The sequence below is a fragment of the Frigoribacterium sp. AC759 genome (genome assembly GCF_979256015.1).
In genome coordinates, this window is sequence record NZ_CEEDMT010000010.1 from 61,801 (window position 1) to 79,721 (window position 17,921).

At 73.0% G+C, this 17,921-nt stretch carries 13 protein-coding genes; 9 read left to right on the top strand and 4 right to left on the bottom strand.

The genetic code is table 11. The features are described from left to right. The first annotated feature begins 33 nt into the window (after positions 1-33). The 7 genes from ACZ6JE_RS09385 to ACZ6JE_RS09415 are packed head-to-tail and all read left to right on the top strand — an operon-like array spanning position 34 to position 8,460. On the top strand, positions 34-1,659 hold the full coding sequence (locus ACZ6JE_RS09385) for an ABC transporter substrate-binding protein (RefSeq protein ID WP_464318785.1): 1,626 nt from the start codon (positions 34-36) through the stop codon (positions 1,657-1,659). Then, positions 1,656-2,738, top strand: a complete 1,083-nt coding sequence (locus tag ACZ6JE_RS09390; RefSeq protein ID WP_464318786.1) for an ABC transporter permease — start codon at positions 1,656-1,658, stop codon at positions 2,736-2,738. The genes ACZ6JE_RS09385 and ACZ6JE_RS09390 overlap by 4 nt, the downstream gene beginning before the upstream one ends. Next, a complete protein-coding gene (locus ACZ6JE_RS09395; RefSeq protein ID WP_464318787.1) occupies positions 2,735-3,676 on the top strand; it encodes an ABC transporter permease in 942 nt (313 codons plus the stop codon). Before ACZ6JE_RS09390 ends, ACZ6JE_RS09395 begins: the two co-directional genes overlap by 4 nt. Continuing rightward, positions 3,673-5,550: a dipeptide ABC transporter ATP-binding protein gene (locus tag ACZ6JE_RS09400; RefSeq protein ID WP_464318788.1), complete on the top strand. Its 1,878-nt coding sequence runs from the start codon at positions 3,673-3,675 to the stop codon at positions 5,548-5,550. Before ACZ6JE_RS09395 ends, ACZ6JE_RS09400 begins: the two co-directional genes overlap by 4 nt. After that, positions 5,547-5,750, top strand: a complete 204-nt coding sequence (locus tag ACZ6JE_RS09405) for a hypothetical protein (RefSeq protein ID WP_464318789.1) — start codon at positions 5,547-5,549, stop codon at positions 5,748-5,750. The genes ACZ6JE_RS09400 and ACZ6JE_RS09405 overlap by 4 nt, the downstream gene beginning before the upstream one ends. Next, a complete protein-coding gene (locus ACZ6JE_RS09410; protein ID WP_464318790.1) occupies positions 5,747-7,813 on the top strand; it encodes a CocE/NonD family hydrolase in 2,067 nt (688 codons plus the stop codon). Before ACZ6JE_RS09405 ends, ACZ6JE_RS09410 begins: the two co-directional genes overlap by 4 nt. Next, complete coding sequence (locus ACZ6JE_RS09415) at positions 7,813-8,460, top strand: TetR/AcrR family transcriptional regulator (RefSeq protein WP_464318803.1); 648 nt, start codon at positions 7,813-7,815, stop codon at positions 8,458-8,460. The genes ACZ6JE_RS09410 and ACZ6JE_RS09415 overlap by 1 nt, the downstream gene beginning before the upstream one ends. A gap of 81 nt (positions 8,461-8,541) precedes the next feature. Here ACZ6JE_RS09415 and ACZ6JE_RS09420 read toward each other — a convergent pair whose 3' ends face one another. From ACZ6JE_RS09420 to ACZ6JE_RS09435, 4 genes are all read right to left on the bottom strand, one after another. Further along, entirely contained in the window at positions 8,542-8,715 is a 174-nt protein-coding gene (locus ACZ6JE_RS09420; protein WP_156463343.1) for a CsbD family protein, read from the bottom strand. A gap of 150 nt (positions 8,716-8,865) precedes the next feature. Next, a complete protein-coding gene (locus ACZ6JE_RS09425; protein ID WP_464318791.1) occupies positions 8,866-12,369 on the bottom strand; it encodes an ATP-binding protein in 3,504 nt (1,167 codons plus the stop codon). Beyond that, positions 12,366-13,292 carry a DUF4194 domain-containing protein gene (locus ACZ6JE_RS09430; protein ID WP_464318792.1) on the bottom strand — a complete coding sequence of 309 codons (927 nt, stop codon included), beginning with the start codon at positions 13,290-13,292 and terminating at the stop codon, positions 12,366-12,368. The genes ACZ6JE_RS09425 and ACZ6JE_RS09430 overlap by 4 nt, the downstream gene beginning before the upstream one ends. Continuing rightward, positions 13,289-15,124: a DUF3375 family protein gene (locus tag ACZ6JE_RS09435; RefSeq protein ID WP_464318793.1), complete on the bottom strand. Its 1,836-nt coding sequence runs from the start codon at positions 15,122-15,124 to the stop codon at positions 13,289-13,291. Before ACZ6JE_RS09435 ends, ACZ6JE_RS09430 begins: the two co-directional genes overlap by 4 nt. Positions 15,125-15,221: 97 nt before the next feature. On the opposite strand from ACZ6JE_RS09435, the gene ACZ6JE_RS09440 reads away from it, so the two are divergent. Both ACZ6JE_RS09440 and ACZ6JE_RS09445 read left to right on the top strand, forming a co-directional pair. Then, a complete protein-coding gene (locus tag ACZ6JE_RS09440; RefSeq protein WP_464318794.1) occupies positions 15,222-16,685 on the top strand; it encodes a hypothetical protein in 1,464 nt (487 codons plus the stop codon). A gap of 152 nt (positions 16,686-16,837) precedes the next feature. After that, positions 16,838-17,797 carry an ATP-grasp domain-containing protein gene (locus ACZ6JE_RS09445; RefSeq protein WP_464318795.1) on the top strand — a complete coding sequence of 320 codons (960 nt, stop codon included), beginning with the start codon at positions 16,838-16,840 and terminating at the stop codon, positions 17,795-17,797. Positions 17,798-17,921 lie beyond the last annotated feature (124 nt).

Below are 17,921 nucleotides of genomic sequence, written 5' to 3' on the forward strand. Positions count from 1 at the left end.
CACCCGAACGATAAACCGGAAGGCCATACCCGTATGACACCGATCGTCCCCGAACACCCGCGCCCGGGCGCAGAATCCCGAGGTCCGAGCCGCCGCACCGTCCTCGCCGGCGCCGCCGGGCTCGCGAGCCTCGCCGGCCTCTTCACCCTCGCCGGCTGCGCCCCCGCCCGCAGCGACCCGACCATCCCCGAGGCCGCCGCCACCGGCACCGCGCAGCGCGGCGGTCGCCTCCGCATCGCGCGCCCCGCGGCCTCCGCCGCCGAGACCCTCGACTCGGCCAGCTCCCTCTCGGCCTACGAGTACCTCGGCGCCCTCTACAACCGTCTCGTCAAGCTCGACGAGAAGGGCGTCACCGTGCCCGACCTCGCCGAGGAGTGGTCGGCCACACCCGACGGCGTCACCTGGACGTTCCGCCTCCGCAGCGGCGTGCGGTTCCACGACGGCCGCCGCTTCACCGCCGCCGACGCCATCTACTCGATCGAGCACATCCTCGACCCCGAGACCGCGTCGCCGCAGGGCGAGGTGCTCGCCGCCATGATCGGCCCCGGCAGCATGAGCGCCCCCGACCCGCTCACCCTCCGCATCGAGCTGCTCACGCCGAACGCCGAGTTCCCCTCGCTGCTGACGGCGTACCAGTGCTACATCATCCCCGAGGGCAGCGCCGACCCGGCCAACGGCCCCACGATCGGCACCACCGGCATCGGCACGGGCCCGTTCCGCCTCAGCGGGTTCGAGCCCGCGGGCACCGGCAGCATCGAGGCGTACGACGACCACTTCGCCGGCCGCCCGGCCCTCGACGGCATCGACTTCTACTCGATCCAGGACACGACGGCCCGCGTCAACGCGCTGCTCGCCGGTCAGATCGACCTCATCTCGCAGACGAACCTCGACTTCGCGACCGCGCAGGTCGTCAGCGCGTCGAGCACCGCCACGGTCGCCCGCTCGGCGAACGCGCAGTGGTACACGGTCCCGATGCTGTTCACGAGCGCCGAGTTCAGCGACCCCCTGGTGCGTCAGGCGATGAAGCTCGCGTACGACCCGCAGGCGATCGTCGACACGGCCCTGCAGGGGACCGGCACCGCTGGGTGGGACAACCCCGTGCCTCCCACCCAGGCCGTCTGGCTCGATGACCAGCGCGAGTACGACCCCGAGAAGGCCCGCGCCCTGCTGAAGAAGGCCGGCCGCGAGGGGTTCCGCACCGACATCCACACCTCGAGCTACGAGTCGGTCTTCACGCCGATGGCCGTCGCCTACCGCGACCAGGTGAAGCAGGCGGGCATCGACCTCGTCGTCAAGAACGCCAGCGCCGACTCGTACTACACGCAGATCTGGATGCAGAAGCCGCTGATGGTCAGCTACTGGTTCACCGGCCGACCGATCGACCAGCTGCTGAACCAGATCTTCCGCACCGGCTCGTCGTACAACGAGAGCGCCTGGTCGAACCCGACCTTCGACGCCCTGCTCGACGACGCCCGCGCCGAGATGGACGACAGCCGTCGCGCCACCCTCTACCAGGACGCCCAGCGCCTGATCGTCGAGGACAGCGCCGACATGACGCCGATGTTCGGCGACCGCCTCGTCGGCATCGGCCGCGACGTCGTCAACTACCGCGAGTACGGCTTCGAGTTCGACTACCTCCAGATCGGACTGCGCGCATGAGCCCCACCGACAGCCCCACCGACACCCCGACCGGATCCGCCGTCGAGGCCGATCTCACGAGCCGAGGAGGCGCGCCCACGACCCCGCGCCCGTCACGCCCCGGCACCCCGGCCCTCAGCACCCTGCTGCTCGTGCTGCGTCGCGTCGGCACCGCGCTGCTCACGGTGCTGCTCGCCTCGTTCCTCGTGTTCTTCGCCGTGCAGGCGCTGCCCGGCGACGTCGCGCAGCAGCTGCTCGGCCAGGACGCCACGCCCGAGGCCGTCGCCGCCCTGCGCGACACGCTGGGCCTCGACCAGAACGTCTGGGCCCGCTACGGCGAGTGGCTGCTCGGCGCGAGCCACGGCGACTTCGGCGTCTCGCTCGTCAGCGGGGCGCCCGTCGGCCCCGATCTGCTGATCGCGTTCCGCAACAGCATGCTGATCGCCGTGCCCGCGATGCTCGTCGGCGTGACGATCTCGCTGACCCTCGGCGTCGTCGCCGGGGTGCGTCGCGGCCGTCCGAGCGATCACGCGATCTCGCTGATCAGCCTGATCGTGATGAGCGTGCCCGAGTTCATGGTCGCCACCATCCTCGTGCTGCTGTTCGCCGTGGCGATCCCGATCTTCCCCGCGGTCGTGCTGCGCGGCGACAGCGCCACCGTCGTCGAGCTGCTGCCGAGCGTCTGGCTGCCCGCGATCGTGCTGACCCTCGCGATGGCGGCGTACATCGTGCGGACCGCGCGGTCGTCGACGATCGACGTGATGGCGTCCGAGTTCGTCACCACCGCCGAGCTGAAGGGCCTCTCGACCCGTCAGGTCGTCTGGCGTCACGCCGTGCCGAGCGCGCTGCTGCCGACCCTGAACGTCGTCGCGCTGAACGTCGCCTGGCTGCTCGGCGGCGTGGTCGTCGTCGAGAACGTCTTCAACTACCCGGGCATGGGCAAGCTCATGCTCGAGTCGGTGTTCAACCGCGATCTGCCCACCATCCAGGCGATCGCGGTCGTCAGCGCCCTGGTCTACGTCGTCTGCAACCTCGCGGCCGATCTCATCGCCCTCGCGCTCGACCCCCGACTCCGCACCCGACGGAAGGCCCGCTCATGAGCACGACGACGAACGGGACCGAGGAGGCGCGGGTCGCCTCGACCGGTCGACCCGACGCCCCGAAGACGGTCGGGGCGCGACTGCGCGGTCTCGCGACCGGTCTGACCGGCAGCATCAGCGCCTCCTCGGCTCTCGGCATCGGTCTGGGGCTCATCGCGCTGCACATCGCGCTGGCCCTGCTCGCCCCGCTGATCGCCGGGCACGACCCCGTCGCGACCGACTCGACCGCGGCCCTCGCCGGCTCGAGCTGGTCGCATTGGCTCGGCACCGACCAGTACGGCCGCGACATCCTCTCGCGCACCCTGCACGGCGGGCAGTACGCGCTGCTCGTGACGTTCCTGGCGACGACGATCGCGGTGAGCATCGGCACGGTGCTCGGCTGCATCACGGCCTACGCCGACAACTGGTTCGACGAGGTCGTCATGCGCATCGTCGACGCGCTGCTCAGCGTGCCGTCGATCCTCGCGCTGCTGGTCGTCGTGACCGTGTTCGACTCGGGGCTCTGGGTGATCGTGCTCGCCGTCACCGTCGTCTACGCGCCGGCCGTGACCCGCGTCGTGCGCGGCGCCGCCCGCACCGTCATCACCCAGGACTACGTCACCGCCGCTCGGGCGCGCGGCGAGGGGTCGCTGAGCATCGTGTTCCGCGAGATCCTGCCGAACGTGCTCGACGTCGTGCTGGTCGAGTTCGCGATGCGCGCGTCGTGGATCGTGCTGCTCATCTCGACCCTGTCGTTCCTGGGGTTCGGCGCCAACCCGCCGACTCCCGACTGGGGGCTGATGGTGCAGGAGAACCGCACCGCCCTCACCGTCGTGCCGATGGGGACGCTCGCCCCCGTCGTCGCCCTCGCCACCCTCGTGATCGGCCTCAACCTCAGCGCCGACGGACTGAGCAAGACGCTCGGCGTCGACCGCGCGCAGAAGGGCGCCACCTCATGACCACCACCAGCCCGAACCAGGGAGGCGCGGTGCCCGTCACCGACACCGCCTCCGCACCCGTCGTGGTCGTCGACGACCTCTCGATCTCGTACGCCGCGGGGCGCCGCGAGGTGCCCGTCGTGCGCGGCGTCGGCTTCGAGATCGCCGCCGGCCGCGCCCTCGGACTCGTCGGAGAGAGCGGCAGCGGGAAGTCGACCGTCGCCCGCACTCTGCTGGCGCACCTCCGGCGGGGGTCGCGGATCGTCGGCGGCAGCGTCCGCGTGGCCGGCGACGACGTCTTCGCCCTCGACGAGCGGGCGAGACGCGCGCTCCGGGGCGGCACCGCGGCCCTCGTCGCGCAGAACGCCGGTCAGGCCCTCACCCCGTCGATGCGCGTCGGGCGTCAGCTGCGCGAGGCGCTCGAGAGCCACGGGCTGCCCGGCGGGCACGACCGCGTGCTCGAGCTCGTGCGGCACGTGCGCCTGCCCGACCCCGAGACGATCGTGCGCCGCTACCCCCATCAGCTCTCGGGCGGTCAGCAGCAGCGCATCGCCATCGCGATGGCCGTCGCCGCGCGGCCGCAGCTGCTCGTGCTCGACGAGCCGACCACCGCGCTCGACGTCGTGACGCAGTCGGCCGTGCTCGAGCTGATCCGCGATCTGGCGGTCGAGCTCGACATGGCGATCCTGCTCGTCAGCCACGACCTCGGCGTCGTGTCGAGCATGGCCGACGAGATCGCCGTCATGCGCGACGGCCTGATCGTCGAGCACCGGCCGACCGCCGAGCTGTTCGCCGACCCGCAGCACGAGTACACGCGCGAGCTGCTCGCGAGCATCCCGCGCGTGCACCTCGGCGACGGTGACCGGGCGGGCGAGTCGGGACGAGACGCCCGGTCGCTCCGCGGGACGCTGTCGGGCATCGCGCACGCCGCCCACGTGCGGGCCGCGCAGGTGCTCGCCGTCGCGCGGGGCGAGGAGTCCGCGGTCGATCCCGGTGCGCAGGCTGCGCCTCGTGTCGGCAGCACCGAGCCCGTCGTCGCCGCGCGCGACCTCGTCGTGCGCTACGGGCGCGGTCTGCCCGCCGCGGTCGACGGGGTGTCGCTCGAGATCGGCCGCCGCGAGACGCTCGCCGTCGTGGGGGAGTCCGGCAGCGGCAAGTCGACGCTCGCGACCGCGATGGCCGGGCTGATCCCCGCCGAATCCGGCGCCTTCTCCTTCCGCGGAGCAGCCGGCCTGGAGGGCGACCTCACCCAGCCCGTCGGCCGACGGAGCGCCGACCTTCGACGCGCCGTGCAGCTGATCTTCCAGAACGCCGACACCTCGCTGAACCCCCGCCGCACCGTCGGCGCCGCGATCGCCCGCCCGCTGAAGCTCTTCACCGGCAGCAGCTCGCCCGACCGCGTCGCCGAGCTGCTCGTCGAGGTCGGTCTCACGCCCGACTTCGCCGCCCGCCTGCCGGCCCAGCTCTCGGGCGGCCAGCGGCAGCGCGTCGGCATCGCCCGGGCGCTCGCCGCCGGCCCCGAGCTGATCATCGCCGACGAGATCACGACCGCGCTCGACGTGCGCGTGCAGGCCGGCGTGCTCGAGCTGCTGACGCGACTCCGCGACGAGAAGGGCCTGAGCTGCCTCTTCATCAGCCACGACCTCGCCGTCGTGCGCGGAGTCGCCGACCGCGTCGCCGTGATGACCGGCGGACGCATCGTCGAGGTCGGCCCCGCCGACCGCGTCTTCGGCGGCCCCAACCACCCCTACACCCGCACCCTGCTCGACGCCACCCTCGACCCCGGCACCACCGAGCTGCCCGGGGTGGGCGACGGCCGCGCCCGCTGGCGCGACGCCGACGGCTGGACCGACCACGGCGGCGGGCACCACGTCAAGAACTGGGAGGCACAGTGAGCATCACCCACCCGAACGACGACCGCCTGCGCGACGGGGCCTCGCCCGAGCGCGCCTCGCACGAGCGCGGCTCCTACGACAGAGCCCTGGACGAGGAGGCGCAGGCCGGCCTCGCGACGGAGGCTCACCTCGAGCGCAGCGCGAGCCGCCGCGAGCAGACCCGCGAGGGCGGGCGGCCGTCCGACGGGACCGGTCTGTGAGCGGCGACCAGCGCCTCCTCGGCGACCCGCGCCTCCTGCACGAGATCGACGTGCGCGACGAGTGGGTGCCGCTGCCCGACGGCACGCGACTGCACGCCCGCGTCTGGGCCCCACGCGTCGAGCACCCGGTGCCCGTGCTGCTCGAGTACCTGCCGTACCGGCTCGACGACTGGACGGCTCCCCGCGACAGCGAACGGCACCCCTGGTACGCCGCCCGTGGGTACGCGTCGGTGCGCGTCGACATCCGCGGCACGGGGTCGAGCGACGGGCTGTTCGACGACGAGTACTCCGAGCAGGAGCTCGCCGACGGCATCGCCCTGATCGAGTGGCTCGCCGCGCAGCCCTGGTCGACGGGGGCGGTCGGCGCATTCGGCATCTCGTGGGGCGGGTTCAACGCCCTGCAGCTCGCCGGTCGCGCCCCGGCCGCGCTCAAGGCGATCGTCACCGTCTGCTCGACCGACGACCGCTACGACAACGACGTGCACTACATGGGCGGCGCCGTGCTCGGCATCGACATGGCCGCGTGGGGCGGCACCATGTTCGCGTTCAACTCCCGCCCGCCGCGCCCCGAGGTGGTCGGCGCCGACTGGGTCGCGCGCTGGCGCGAGCGCCTCGAGCACAACCGGCCGATGACCCCGGTCTGGCTCTCGCACCAGGAGCGCGACGACTACTGGCGGCACGGCAGCGTGTGCGAGGACTACTCGTCGATCACCGCCGCCGTCCTCGCCGTCGGCGGCTGGGCCGACCCGTACCGCGACGCCGTGCTGCGCCTCGTCTCCGAGCTCGACGCACCGGTCAAGGGCATCATCGGGCCCTGGTCGCACCAGTACCCCGACCGCGGGCTCGCCCCCGGCCCGGGCATCGGCTTCTTGCAGGAGACCCTGCGCTGGTGGGACCGCTGGCTGCTCGACGAGCCGAACGGCGTCGACGACGAGCCGGCCCTGCGAGCGTGGATCAACGACTCCGAGCCGCCCGCGACGTACTACGCCGAGCGGACCGGACGCTGGGTCGGCGCCGAAGGCTGGCCTTCGACCGCCACCCGGGCCCGCGTCGAGCCGCTCGAGCTGCTGACCGGCGGCGAGCACGGATCCGTCGTCGTGCGCTCGCCGCAGAGCACCGGACTCGACGCCGGGCGGTTCTTCCCGTTCGGCAACGCCACCGACCTGCCGCCCGACCAGCGCGCGGAGGACGGCCGGTCGGTGTGCTTCGACCTCGACGTCGGGGCGTCTGCGGAGGGGGCCGGCGGGGCCGGTGCGCCGCTGGACGTGCTCGGCAGCGTCGTCGTCGACCTCGCGATCACGAGCGACCGGCCCGACGCCAACGTCATCGTGCGCCTCTGCGACGTCGCGCCCGACGGCAGCTCGACGCTCGTCACCCGCGGAGTCCTCAATCTGAACAAGCGGAACGGCCGGCACCGCGACCACCCGATGGAGGTGCGGGTCGAGCAGACCGTGCGCGTCCCGTTGGTCTCGACCGGGCACTCCTTCCCGGCCGGCCACCGCCTCCGGATCGCCGTGTCGTCGGCCTACTGGCCATGGATCTGGCCGCACTCCGACGAGGCCACGCTCACCATCGACCCCCAGCGCAGCGCCGTGACGCTGCCGGTGTGGACGCGGGCCGACGACGACGGGGTGCGCTTCGACGAGCCGACCCGCGCGACGCCGCTCGCCGTGCGGGCACTGCCGCCCGCGTCGGATCTGCCGCAGCGCAGCGTCACGCACGACGTCGGCACCGGCGAGTGGGTGCTCGACGTCGACCCCGGCTACGGCGGCGGACGCGAGTACCCCGACGGGCTCGTCTTCACCGAAGACAGCCGCGAGACCTACCGCATCGTCGACGGCGACCCGCTGTCGGCCTCGGCGGAGTCGCGCTGGGCGATCGGACTCGAGAAGCCCGACTGGCGGGCCTGGCTCGAGACGACGTCGCACGTCTCGGCCACCCACGACGACTTCGTGATCGTCAACACGGTGCGGGCGTGGGCGCGCGACGGCGGGCCGTCGACGGAAGCGGTGCTCGTCGCCGACCGGCGGTTCGAGGACGTCGTGCCGCGGACGTCCGCGTGATGTCGGCGGAGGGTGTCGCGGCAGCGGGCGCCGTCGGCGGCGGGGCGCGTCGCAAGCCCGCCGAGCGACGGGCGCAGATCGTCGAAGCGGCGCGAGGTGTGATCCTCCGCGAGGGGCTCGGTGCGACCCGGCTGCGCGACATCGCGGGGGAGGCGGGGGTGTCTGTCGGCACCGTCACCTATCACTTCGAGAGCGTCGCGCAGATCCTCAACGAGGTCGTCGTGCTCGAGACGGCGCGGTTCTACTCGTCGATCATCGAGGCGGTCGACGCCGAGCCCGACCCCGTCGCCGGGGTGCGGATGCTGATCGAGCCCCTGTTCGCCGCGACCGACGCGAGCGACGAGCACTGGCGTCTGTGGTCGGACTACTGGACGGCGGTCGCCCGCAAGCCCGCGGTGGCCGAGGAGTACGTCGAGCGGATCCGCGTGTGGGAGGCCTGCCTGACGCGCACGCTGCGTCGTGGGGCCGGCGGGGTGTTCCCGTCGCTCGCGGTCGGCGACGCGTCGGAGCTGGCGCTCAAGCTCGCGGCCTACAGCGACGGTGTGGCGACGCAGCTCGCTCAGAAGGCGCCGGGGCTGACCTCGGAGCTCGCGCTGGCGTGGATGTGGGTGTTCGTCGAGCACGAGACCGGCGCCCGCTGCGCCTGAACGACGAACCGCGAGGCGGACGAGAGCCGGCGTGATCGCGGCGTCCCATCCACCTCGCGGTGCGTGATGCGGTGGGGCTGCCTACTTGAGGTCGCCGTCCTTGGCCTTCTCGGTCTGCAGACGGTCTTCGCTCATCGCCTTGTCCTTCTGGCCCTGCGCGGTGAGCTCGGCGTCGTCGGTCTTCTTGCCGACGGCCTCCTCGACGTGACCGGCTGCCTTCTGGACGAAATCTTTTGCCTTGTCTCCAACGGACATGTTGTCCCCTTCGGTCTCTCGCCGGAGAGTCCCGGCTGACGTGGACGGTAGGCCGAAGCCGGGTGCCGGGACGGCCTCCGGGCGAGTTCCCAGCCGCTGCACGGGAGGGGTGCAGGCACGGCTCGGCGCCGCCGGACGGCGGCGCCGAGGTCAGGCGAGCGCGGCGGGGTCGAGGCCGTGGCGTTCGACCTCCATCGCCTGGCGGATCGTCAGCGGGTAGATGCGCGACAGCTCGGGATGCGCGGGGTCGCTCGAGATGTACGCCACGCTCTCGACGTGCTGCTCGAACGCGTTCACCTTGTCGCGGGGCGCACCCACGACGAGCTGGAACCCGAGCGACGTCAGCGCCGCGAGCGACCGCCCGGTGTACTCGTCGTCGGCCTTGACGAACCCCTCGTCGAGCACGATCGGCGCGTAGGTCGGCACCCGGTCGGTGCCGTCGCCGAGCCGGAAGCGGAGGGCCGCGCCGAGCACGAACGCGATCAGCTCCTGCCCCTCGCCGCCCGACTTGCCGGCCACGCCCTCGTGCACGATCTGCGTGCCGTCGACCCGGGTCTCGATGGCGCGGAACTGGTAGTGCTCGCGCGCGTCGAGCACACGGCGGCGCCAGGCGTCGCCGATCTTCGAGCGCTCCTCGAGGTGCGCGAGGTCGCGTCGGAGGGTGACGAACCGCCGCTCGATCTCGGCCGCGTCGCGGGGCGCCCCCGCCCGATCGCCGATGTGCGTGCGCAGCGTCCGCTTGAAGTCGACGAGGTCGCTGTTGGACACGGGCTTCGGCTCGATGTCGAGCGTCGACCCCTGCCGGAACTCGATCGCCCGGAGCGCCTGCGAGATGGGCCGCACCCCGCGACGGATGACGTGGCCGTCCTCCTCGATCTGCACGAGCAGCGCGCGCAGGCTGTCGCCCATGTCGGCGCCGGCCTTGGCGAGCCAGTCCTCCTTGGCGTTCGGCAGGGCGTCGTCGACGAGCGTGCGGTGGATCGCCCTGACCGCGTCCAGGCTGTCGATCGAGGCGTCGATCCCGGCCGTGCGGTCGAGCTCGAGGTACCGCTCGAAGATCAGCACGAGGGTGTTCTCGGCCTGAGTGCGTTCGCGGTCGTGGCCGTCGATCTGCCCGCGCAGCAGCGACAGCGCCTCGCGGTGCGACCGCTCGACGTCGGCCACCTCGCGCGGCGCGGCGAACGGCAGCGGTGCGAGCAGGGCGCGCTCGTGGTCGGTCAGCGGGTCGGCCCCGGTCAGGGCGTCGCTGAAGGCGTCCTCGATGTCGACGAGGGTCGAGTGCTCCGCCTCGAGTCGCGCGAGCTCGTGGTCGAGCTCGGCCAGACGACGCGTCGCCGCCGAGCGCTCGTCGTCGTGACGACGGGCGTCGGCCTGGAGCGTGGCGAGCTCGGGCCGCTCGTCGGCGAGCCGGTCGAGCTGACCCTGCAGATCGTCGAGTCGCGCCTGAGCCGGCGCGGTGTCGATGTCCGCCCACGAGAACTCGGTCGACCGCGCGACGGCGTCGAGCACCCGGCGTCGCGCCGACGACTCGGCCTCGGCGGTGTCCCACGCGGCGCGCGCGACGGTGAGGTCGCGTTCGAGCGACGCGATCTCGTCGGCGAGCTCGGCGACGCGGGAGCCGTTGTCGAGGCCGATCCACGAGCGTGATCGGCGGTCGTCCTTCACGACCCGGCCTCGCGAGCCCGTGCGGAGACCGGCACGCGTCACGGCGCCCCGCGCCCCGGCGGGCAGCGAGCCGTCGAGGTCGTCGGGCCCCTCGACGCAGAGCACGCTGCGCTCGGCGACGATCTCGTCGAACAGCCAGCCGAAGAACGGGCTGCCCTCGTCGAACTGCAGCATCGCGGGCACGGTGCGCGGCACGGCGTCGTGCTCGGGCTCGACGCCGGTCGCCGCGGGCACCAGCGTGATGCGGCCCCGCATGTCGTGGTCGTTGACGAAGCGGCGCACGGCGTCGAACTGCGCGCGGTCGACCAGGAGGTGCGTGGCCAGGTCGCCGACGACCCGCTCGATCGCGACCGTCCAGTCGGTGTGCGCGGCGGCGACCTCGAACAGCTCGCCGGCGTAGGGCAGACCCGCGACGGGGATCCCGGTGCCCTCGGCGATGCGCAGTCGGCGTTCGGCCGCATCGTCGGGCACGTTGCTGCCGCGCAGCTCGAACGAGCGGCGCTGCGCCTCGCGGGCCGACAGTGAGCGCTTGGTCTCGCCGATGCGGGCGGCGAGCTCGCCGCGCACGTCGTCGGCGGCGGCGCGGGCGGCAGCGTCCTCGTCGGCGAGTCGCTCGGCGCGCTGCCGCAGCGCGACGAGCTGCTTCTCGGAGGTCGGCACGGACTCGCCCGTGCCGTCGAGGGCCGTCGCGAAGCGCCGCCGCTCGCGCTGGACGACGGCGAGGTCGCGCTCGGCGGTCGCCACGAGCTGTCGGAGCGACTGGGAGGGGTCGCCGCCGAGATCGCCGATGCGGGCCAGAGCCTGCTCACGGGCACGGAACGCGGCGGTGTCGTCGTCGGCCGCGCGCCTCCTCGACTCGGACAGGGCGCGCTTCTCGGTCGTGACCCGGTCGACCTCGCCGCTGACCCAGCTGCCGACCTTCTCGGCCAGCCAGACGCGCAGTCGGCTCGGGCCGTGGCTCTCGTCGATCAGGCGGCGCTTCTCGGTCGCGTCGTGGCCGGCGATCTCGTAGCGGTCGGCCAGCGCGGGCACCGGCTCGAGCACGCCGAGCTTCTTGCGCGTCGTCTCGAAGACGTCGTAGAGCGCCGAGGCCTCACGGTAGGTGCCGAGCGTGGTCTCCCAGCGCGAGAGCGCCTTGGGCTGCGTGAGCACGAACGACTTGAACAGCTCGTCGATCGAGAAGACGCCCTTCGACGCCTGCGCACGGCGCAGCAGCGTCAGCGCCTTCAGCTGCGACTCGTCGCTGCCGCCGATGCCGAGCTCGCCGCACAGCTGCACGCGGAACTCGGGCTGCGAGTACGTGACGAGATCGCGGACGGGGTCGAGGAGGCGCGCGAGGGAGCCCTTCGTCAGCGGACTCGAGCTGCTCGCATCGCGCTTGACCTCGGTCAGCCGGCTGAGATCGAAGGGCCCGCGGACGAGCAGGTAGACGCTGGCCTGCGTCACGTCGTCCTGGCTGGAGGTGTCGGCGCCGATCCAGGCGAGACGCACCGCGGTGAGGGTCTGCCCGAGCTCGGTCGCGTACGTGATGGCGGCGCCGCTCGCGAACGCCTGGCCCAGCGGACGGAGGAACCGCGTCGTCGTGCGATCGGACGCCGCGTCGCGGACCTCGTCGGTCTTGCCGCGCGCGTAGCTGTAGACGGTGCGCTCGGAGCGCTGACGGCTGTCGTCGCGCGCGGCCCGGTTGAACTCCTGCGGGTTCGGCATGATCACCGCGGCCATCGCGTCGAGCACCGTCGACTTGCCGCGCCCGGTCGGCCCGAGGATCGCGATGCCGCCACGCCCCACCGGCATGCGGTGCAGCCCCGAGTAGCTGCCCCAGTTCAGCAGCTGCACCTGCTCGATGCGGTACTGACCCGAGTGGAACATGCCGAGGTCGGGTGCGTCGGCGTGGTCCGCCGTGCCCGTCGCGGCGGCGATGCCGGCGGTGCCGGGAGCGTCGGCGGCGTCGGGAGCCGAGGAGGCGGTGGTCGCGTCGGCGGGGATCATGCCTGGTCTGCTTCCGGGTCGAGGGGGAGATCGAGGGCGACGGCGGTCGGGTCGGGTCGGGGCTCGGCGGCCTGATCGGGGTCGGCCTCGGCGTCAGCGTCGAGGTCGGAGTCGTCGTCGCCGTCGCCGTCGGGCTCCGAGTCGTCGTCGACCGGTCCGTCGGCGTCGGCTCCCGCCTCCTCCACGGCGTCGAGCATGCTCGCGTCGGCGGGCGCATCGGCCCCCGCCGCCTCGAGGAACACGCGCTCGAGGTGAGCCAGCTGCTCGGCCGTGATCAGCGGCACGATCGCGGGGGCGACGACGAAGAGCGCGGGGTCGTCGGGCTCCGGTTCGAGGAGGTCGCGCGACACCATGGCGGCGAGGGCCGCGTCGACGCGACGCATCGAGCGGATCTCGTCGTGCGCGGTGTCGTCGTGGTACCGGCCGAGGAACTCCGCGACCTGATCGCGCGACACCACGACCGATTCGTCGTGCGCGTCGCTGAACGCGTGCTCGCGTCGCAGGAAGACCATCAGCAGCGACGCGTCGCGCGACAGCGGCTTCTCGCGCCGCAGCAGGATGGGCACGTCGTCCTGTCCGCTCTGTCGCTTGAACGCGACCTCGTACTCGTGGTCGACGACCAGCACGAGGAACATCTCGTCGAGCCGGGCCCGGATCTCGGGCTCGTACGCGAGCAGCGCGGCCCACGCCTCGCCCTGCCGGGCCCGCGACATGAAGCGGTGGGTCAGCAGCGTGACCAGCGCCTTGCGACCGGCCAGCGGCAGCTCGTCGCGGAGCCCGCTCGACGGGTCGGTAGCAGCGCCGGCCGCATCCGTCGTGCCGTCCGGGTCGGCGCCGTCCGGATCGATGCTGTCGAGGACGGTGCTGCCGAGAACGGTGCCGACTGCCTCGGTGCTGACGTCGTCGATCGGGTCGGGGGTCATACGGTGTCTCTCTCGGGCTGCGGGGTCGGGGCGGGGGCGTCGTCGCCCGGTGCGGGCTGTCGGCGGAAGACGAGCCGGGGGAGGACGACGCGACGACCCGCGCCTCCTCGACCCGCGCCTCCTGGGCTGCTGCCTCCTGGTGCGGCCGGTTCGCCGGCGGTCAGGGTGACGGTCTCGGTGGTCTCGTCGACCACGCCGCGGTCGATGGCGAGGTCGAGCATGCTCAGCACGAGCCCGAGTCGGCGGAACTCGGGGTCGGTGGCCTCGTACAGCTCGGCGCTCGTGACGGCCTCGTGCTCGTCGAGCAGGCGGTCGAGGGTGGCCGCGACGGCGGCGGTGCTCGTGCCCGAGCTGATGCGGAGCGCGGCGCGGTCGGCGGCGGGCAGCGTGGCGTCGCCCTCGGTCACCTGCACGTCGACGGTCGGGCGCCCCCGGTCGCTGTGCAGCTGCGCCTGGCTGATGTCGACCACGTCGAGCGCGCCGAGCCCGAGCACGTCGACGGGCAGCACGGCCGGGCCCGGTCGTCGCTCGGCCCAGACGCCGCCGGCGTGCAGCGCACGTTCGGCGAGGGTGAGGAGGCGCTGGTGACGCTCGGTCGACGAGCGGCTGAGGAACCGGCGGAGCGACGACGTCCAGCGCCCGTACGTCTCCTGCACCGACTGCTCTTCGGCGAGCAGCGACGAGATCAGCGACTCGAGCTGCGTCCGCTGCCGATCGGTCAGATGCTCGGCCGCGGCGGGGTGATCGAGGATCAGCTCGATGTCGGCGCGCATCACGTCGATCTCACGCGACGACAGCATCTGCGCGAAGCCGCGGTAGGCCCGGCCCTCGGGGGTCTGCTCGAGCAGATCGTTCTCACGGAGGTACTGCTCGACGAGCGCGCCCTTGCCGACGTGCTCGACCGTCGCCCGGCGCGCGACCTCACGGTGCCGCTGCTCGACCATGCTGCTCAGCTGCCGGAAGTCCTCGGGCAGCGACGCCGTCAGCCGCACGACCTCGCGCACCTGCCGCTTGAGGACGTCGGGGCTGACCGGCTCGGTGCCGTGCTGCTCGATGCGATCGCGACGACGCTGCAGTTCGGCGATCTGCTCGTCGATCCGAGCGGTCTGCGCCTCGCGACTCGCGTCGGCGAGACCGGCGAGCTGACCGACGGCGTGGGCGATGCTGCCGAGTCTCGCCTCGCTCACCGCGTTGTCCTGCTCGACCAGCTCGCGCACGATCCGCAGCGCCTTGAGCGCGTGGGGCGAGAGCCGGTACTGCGCGCGGGCCTCGCCGCGCGGGGGCGGGCTCGAGGCGCGCGTCGGGGCCGACCCCACCGCCGCGCCGCTCGGGTGCGCGGCGCCGAGCGCGCCCCAGCCGTCGGCCGCGGGGGAGGTGCCGGTCGTCGTGCTGCTCGGGCCGCCGTGGCCGGCGTCGCCGTGGCGTGCCCCGCCGTCGTCCGCCGAGGAGGCGCGGGTGCGGATCAGCCACCGGCTGTCGACCCAGCTCCGGCAGTAGTCGGCCGGGGTGGTGCGGGTCTCGGGGGCGGGCGTCGCCCCGGAGTCGCCGACCCGCGCCTCCTCGGCTCCGGCCCGGACGGGCGCGGTCTCGGCGGGCGCTGTCTGATGCGGCGCTGTCTGATCGAGCGCGTTCAGCTCGAGCGCCTGGGCGACCTGCTGGTGGAACCAGTCGGCCGAGACGGGCCCCTCGGCGTGCTCGAGGTGACGGGAGAAGAGCGGGAGCATCCAGCGGCTGTTGTAGCTGCGGAGCAGGGCCCACGTCGGGTCGTCCTCGTGCGCGACGCGCACGTCGTCACGGCTCAGGGCGTCGTCGGGCCCTGACGATTCGTTCACCAAGCGGACCTCCGGCAGTCGTCGGACGAGGATACCAACTGGCGCGTTCCGCCCCGCGACGGAAGCGCCGACGGTGCTCGGGGGTCAGACTGAGCGGATGCGGAGCGGACTGAGACGATGCGTCACGGGATCCCTCGTCGCGGTGGTCGTCCTCGCCGGGGCCGGGTGCGCCGACTCCGCCGAACTGGGCCAGCGCTTCGAGTCGCTGATGGAGGGCGTCGACGGCATCGTCGAGATCGAGACCGGCGGCATCGACTACCCCCTGGGCAGCGCGACGGCCGAGGCCACGGTCGTGGTCGAGAGCGATCTCGGCGACGACGACCTCGCCGCCGTGGCCGAGCGGATCAGGCCGTTCGTGGCCCGCGAGGTCGGCGACGAGTGGCAGTACGTCGACGTGCGCCGGGGCGCCGTCACCTTCGAAGTGCTCGCCGACGAGGCCGACACGGCGGCCCAGCTCGACCTCGCCCGCCGGGTCGCCGACGATCCGGTCTTCGCGGAGGCGTCGCTCGGCACGCACGAGTTCGGTGCGACGACGAGCGACTCGGAATCGCCGCGGCGGGGGTTCGGGATCACGGTGGTCCCCTCGGCGTCGTCGGACGTCCTCACGGCGTGGCAGCGGGCGCGCGCTCTCCGGGATGCGGAACCGCAGCTGGCCGAGGTCGACGTGTCCGCCTGGAGCCAGGACTCGCGCCGGTTCATCACCGAGAACGTCAGCGGGTTCCCCTCGGCGCTCGACGACCCCGCGACGTCCGACGTCGTCCTCGACGCCGCCGATCAGGCGGATCTGCTCGCCGCGATTGGGGGCGACGACCTCGGTGAGGGGCAAGTCCTCGTACTGCCGGAGGGCATCAGGGTCGACCTGAAGCAGCCGACCGTCACAGGGCAGCAGCCACCGGACGAGGTGGCCGAGGCGTCCGGCCGTGCCGAGCGGATCGCGAGCGCCCTCGCGGCGACGTCCGGCGTCTCGGGCACGACCATCGGCACCGTCTCGTCGCCGGACGAGTCGCGCGAGGTGGACGGCGACCTGTCCGACGCCGAGTCGGTCGTGGACGCCGTCGACTCCGACGCGGTGACCTACTCGGCCATCAGCGCCCGGTCCGTCGAGGTGCGGACGGTGCGGCCCGATCAGGTCGTGCCCGCTCTGCGGGCCATCGGCGGGTCGGCGGACGTGTCGCGTCTGGATGTCGTCCGCGTCTCGCCTGACCGGTCGGACCCCCGCGGCCTCGCGTTCTCGAGCGACCCCGCGACCCTCGACGTGCTCGTCTCCGTCGCGGACGCGGTGACGGCCTCACCCGGGATCGAGGGCGTGTCCGTCGCGAGCACGGAGGCGAGGGTGGACGTCGTGCTGGGCGACGCCGTGACCGAGGGGTCGCTCGACGACGTGGTCGCCGCGGTGCAGGCGGCGCCGCATGGCACCGTCGTGGCGTTCCGTCGCGACGTCCGGGAGCCGGTCGACCTCGCCGTCGAGACGGTCGGCGACGAGGCCGTGGCCGACTGCTCCGCGCTCGACACCGATGATCAGCGCCTCTGCGAGGTGGTGCGCGCGGCCTGGGCGGAGTAGCCCCGCGTCGGGTTGTCCGTGTCGAGCCGCTCCTGGCGAGCAGCTCATGGCGAGCAGCTCGCTTCGGGCGGCTCGCCGGACGGGTGCGTGTGCCCGTCGTCACGCGCCGACATGTGGAGGATCGCCGGAGGCGCGTGGTGCAGTCTCGGGGGATGACCGCTTCCGCAGACGTCGCCGACCCGACGCCCGTCGTCCACATCCTGCACGACAACGCCGAGTGGCTCCCTCCGCTCGTCGCCGCCCTCGACGCGGCGGGGGTGCCGCATCGCGAGCACCTGCTCGACGGGAGCTCGTTCGATCTGTCCGCCGAGCCTCCTGCCGGGGTGTTCTGGTCGCGCCTCAGCGGGTCCGCCCACACGCGAGGCCGAGCGACGGCCAAGGAGGTGGCCCGAGCGACGCTCCGCTGGGCCGAGCGCCACGGACGCCGCACGATCAACGGCAGCGGCGTCGTCGAGCTCGAGGTGAGCAAGGTCGCGCAGTACCTGGCGCTCGGGCAGGCCGGTTTCGACGTTCCGGCCACCACCGCCGTGTTCGGCACCGCCGACCTCAAGGCCCGGGCGCGCGAGCAGAAGCTGCCGTTCATCACCAAGCACAACCAGGGCGGCAAGGGTCTCGGGGTGCGTCGCTTCGACGACCTCGAGTCGTTCGACGCCTACGTCGACGGCCCCGACTTCGAGGTGCCGGTCGACGGGATCACGCTGCTGCAGGAGTTCCTGCAGGCCGAGGAGCCCTTCAACACCCGTGTCGAGTTCGGCGGCGGGCGCTTCGTCTACGCCGTGCGGGTCGACACCTCGGCGGGCAGCTTCGAGCTGTGCCCCGCCGACGCGTGCGTCGTGCCCGACGGCGCCGACCCCGCCACGTTCGCACCCTTCGCCGTCCGATCGTCGGTGACCGCGTCGCACCCTCTCGTGCAGCGGCTCGAGGCCTTCCTGGATCAGCAGGGCATCGAGGTCGCGGGGATCGAGTTCATCGAGACCGTCGACGGCCGCGTCGTGCCGTACGACGTCAACACGAACACCAACTACAACCCCGACGTCGAGCGGTCGTCGAGCGTGTCGGCCGCGGCGACGCTCGCCGGTTGGCTCGGCTGGGTGCTCTCGAGCGAGGGGTAGCGCGCGCCGGTCCCCCTTCGGAGGCGTGCGCCCGGGCCGAGGAGGCGCGGGGCCGGGGAGCCGAGGAGGCGCGGGTCGACGATCGATGTCGGGGGTCGGCGTTAGCGTGTGCAGCACGGGCCGA

Coding starts and splice junctions, on each gene's coding strand:
- ACZ6JE_RS09385 (WP_464318785.1), top strand. CDS start 34: ATGACACCGATCGTCCCCGAACACCCGCGCCCGGGCGCAGAATCCCGA.
- ACZ6JE_RS09390 (WP_464318786.1), top strand. CDS start 1,656: ATGAGCCCCACCGACAGCCCCACCGACACCCCGACCGGATCCGCCGTC.
- ACZ6JE_RS09395 (WP_464318787.1), top strand. CDS start 2,735: ATGAGCACGACGACGAACGGGACCGAGGAGGCGCGGGTCGCCTCGACC.
- ACZ6JE_RS09400 (WP_464318788.1), top strand. CDS start 3,673: ATGACCACCACCAGCCCGAACCAGGGAGGCGCGGTGCCCGTCACCGAC.
- ACZ6JE_RS09415 (WP_464318803.1), top strand. CDS start 7,813: ATGTCGGCGGAGGGTGTCGCGGCAGCGGGCGCCGTCGGCGGCGGGGCG.
- ACZ6JE_RS09420 (WP_156463343.1), bottom strand. CDS start 8,715: ATGTCCGTTGGAGACAAGGCAAAAGATTTCGTCCAGAAGGCAGCCGGT.
- ACZ6JE_RS09425 (WP_464318791.1), bottom strand. CDS start 12,369: ATGATCCCCGCCGACGCGACCACCGCCTCCTCGGCTCCCGACGCCGCC.
- ACZ6JE_RS09430 (WP_464318792.1), bottom strand. CDS start 13,292: ATGACCCCCGACCCGATCGACGACGTCAGCACCGAGGCAGTCGGCACC.
- ACZ6JE_RS09440 (WP_464318794.1), top strand. CDS start 15,222: ATGCGGAGCGGACTGAGACGATGCGTCACGGGATCCCTCGTCGCGGTG.
- ACZ6JE_RS09445 (WP_464318795.1), top strand. CDS start 16,838: ATGACCGCTTCCGCAGACGTCGCCGACCCGACGCCCGTCGTCCACATC.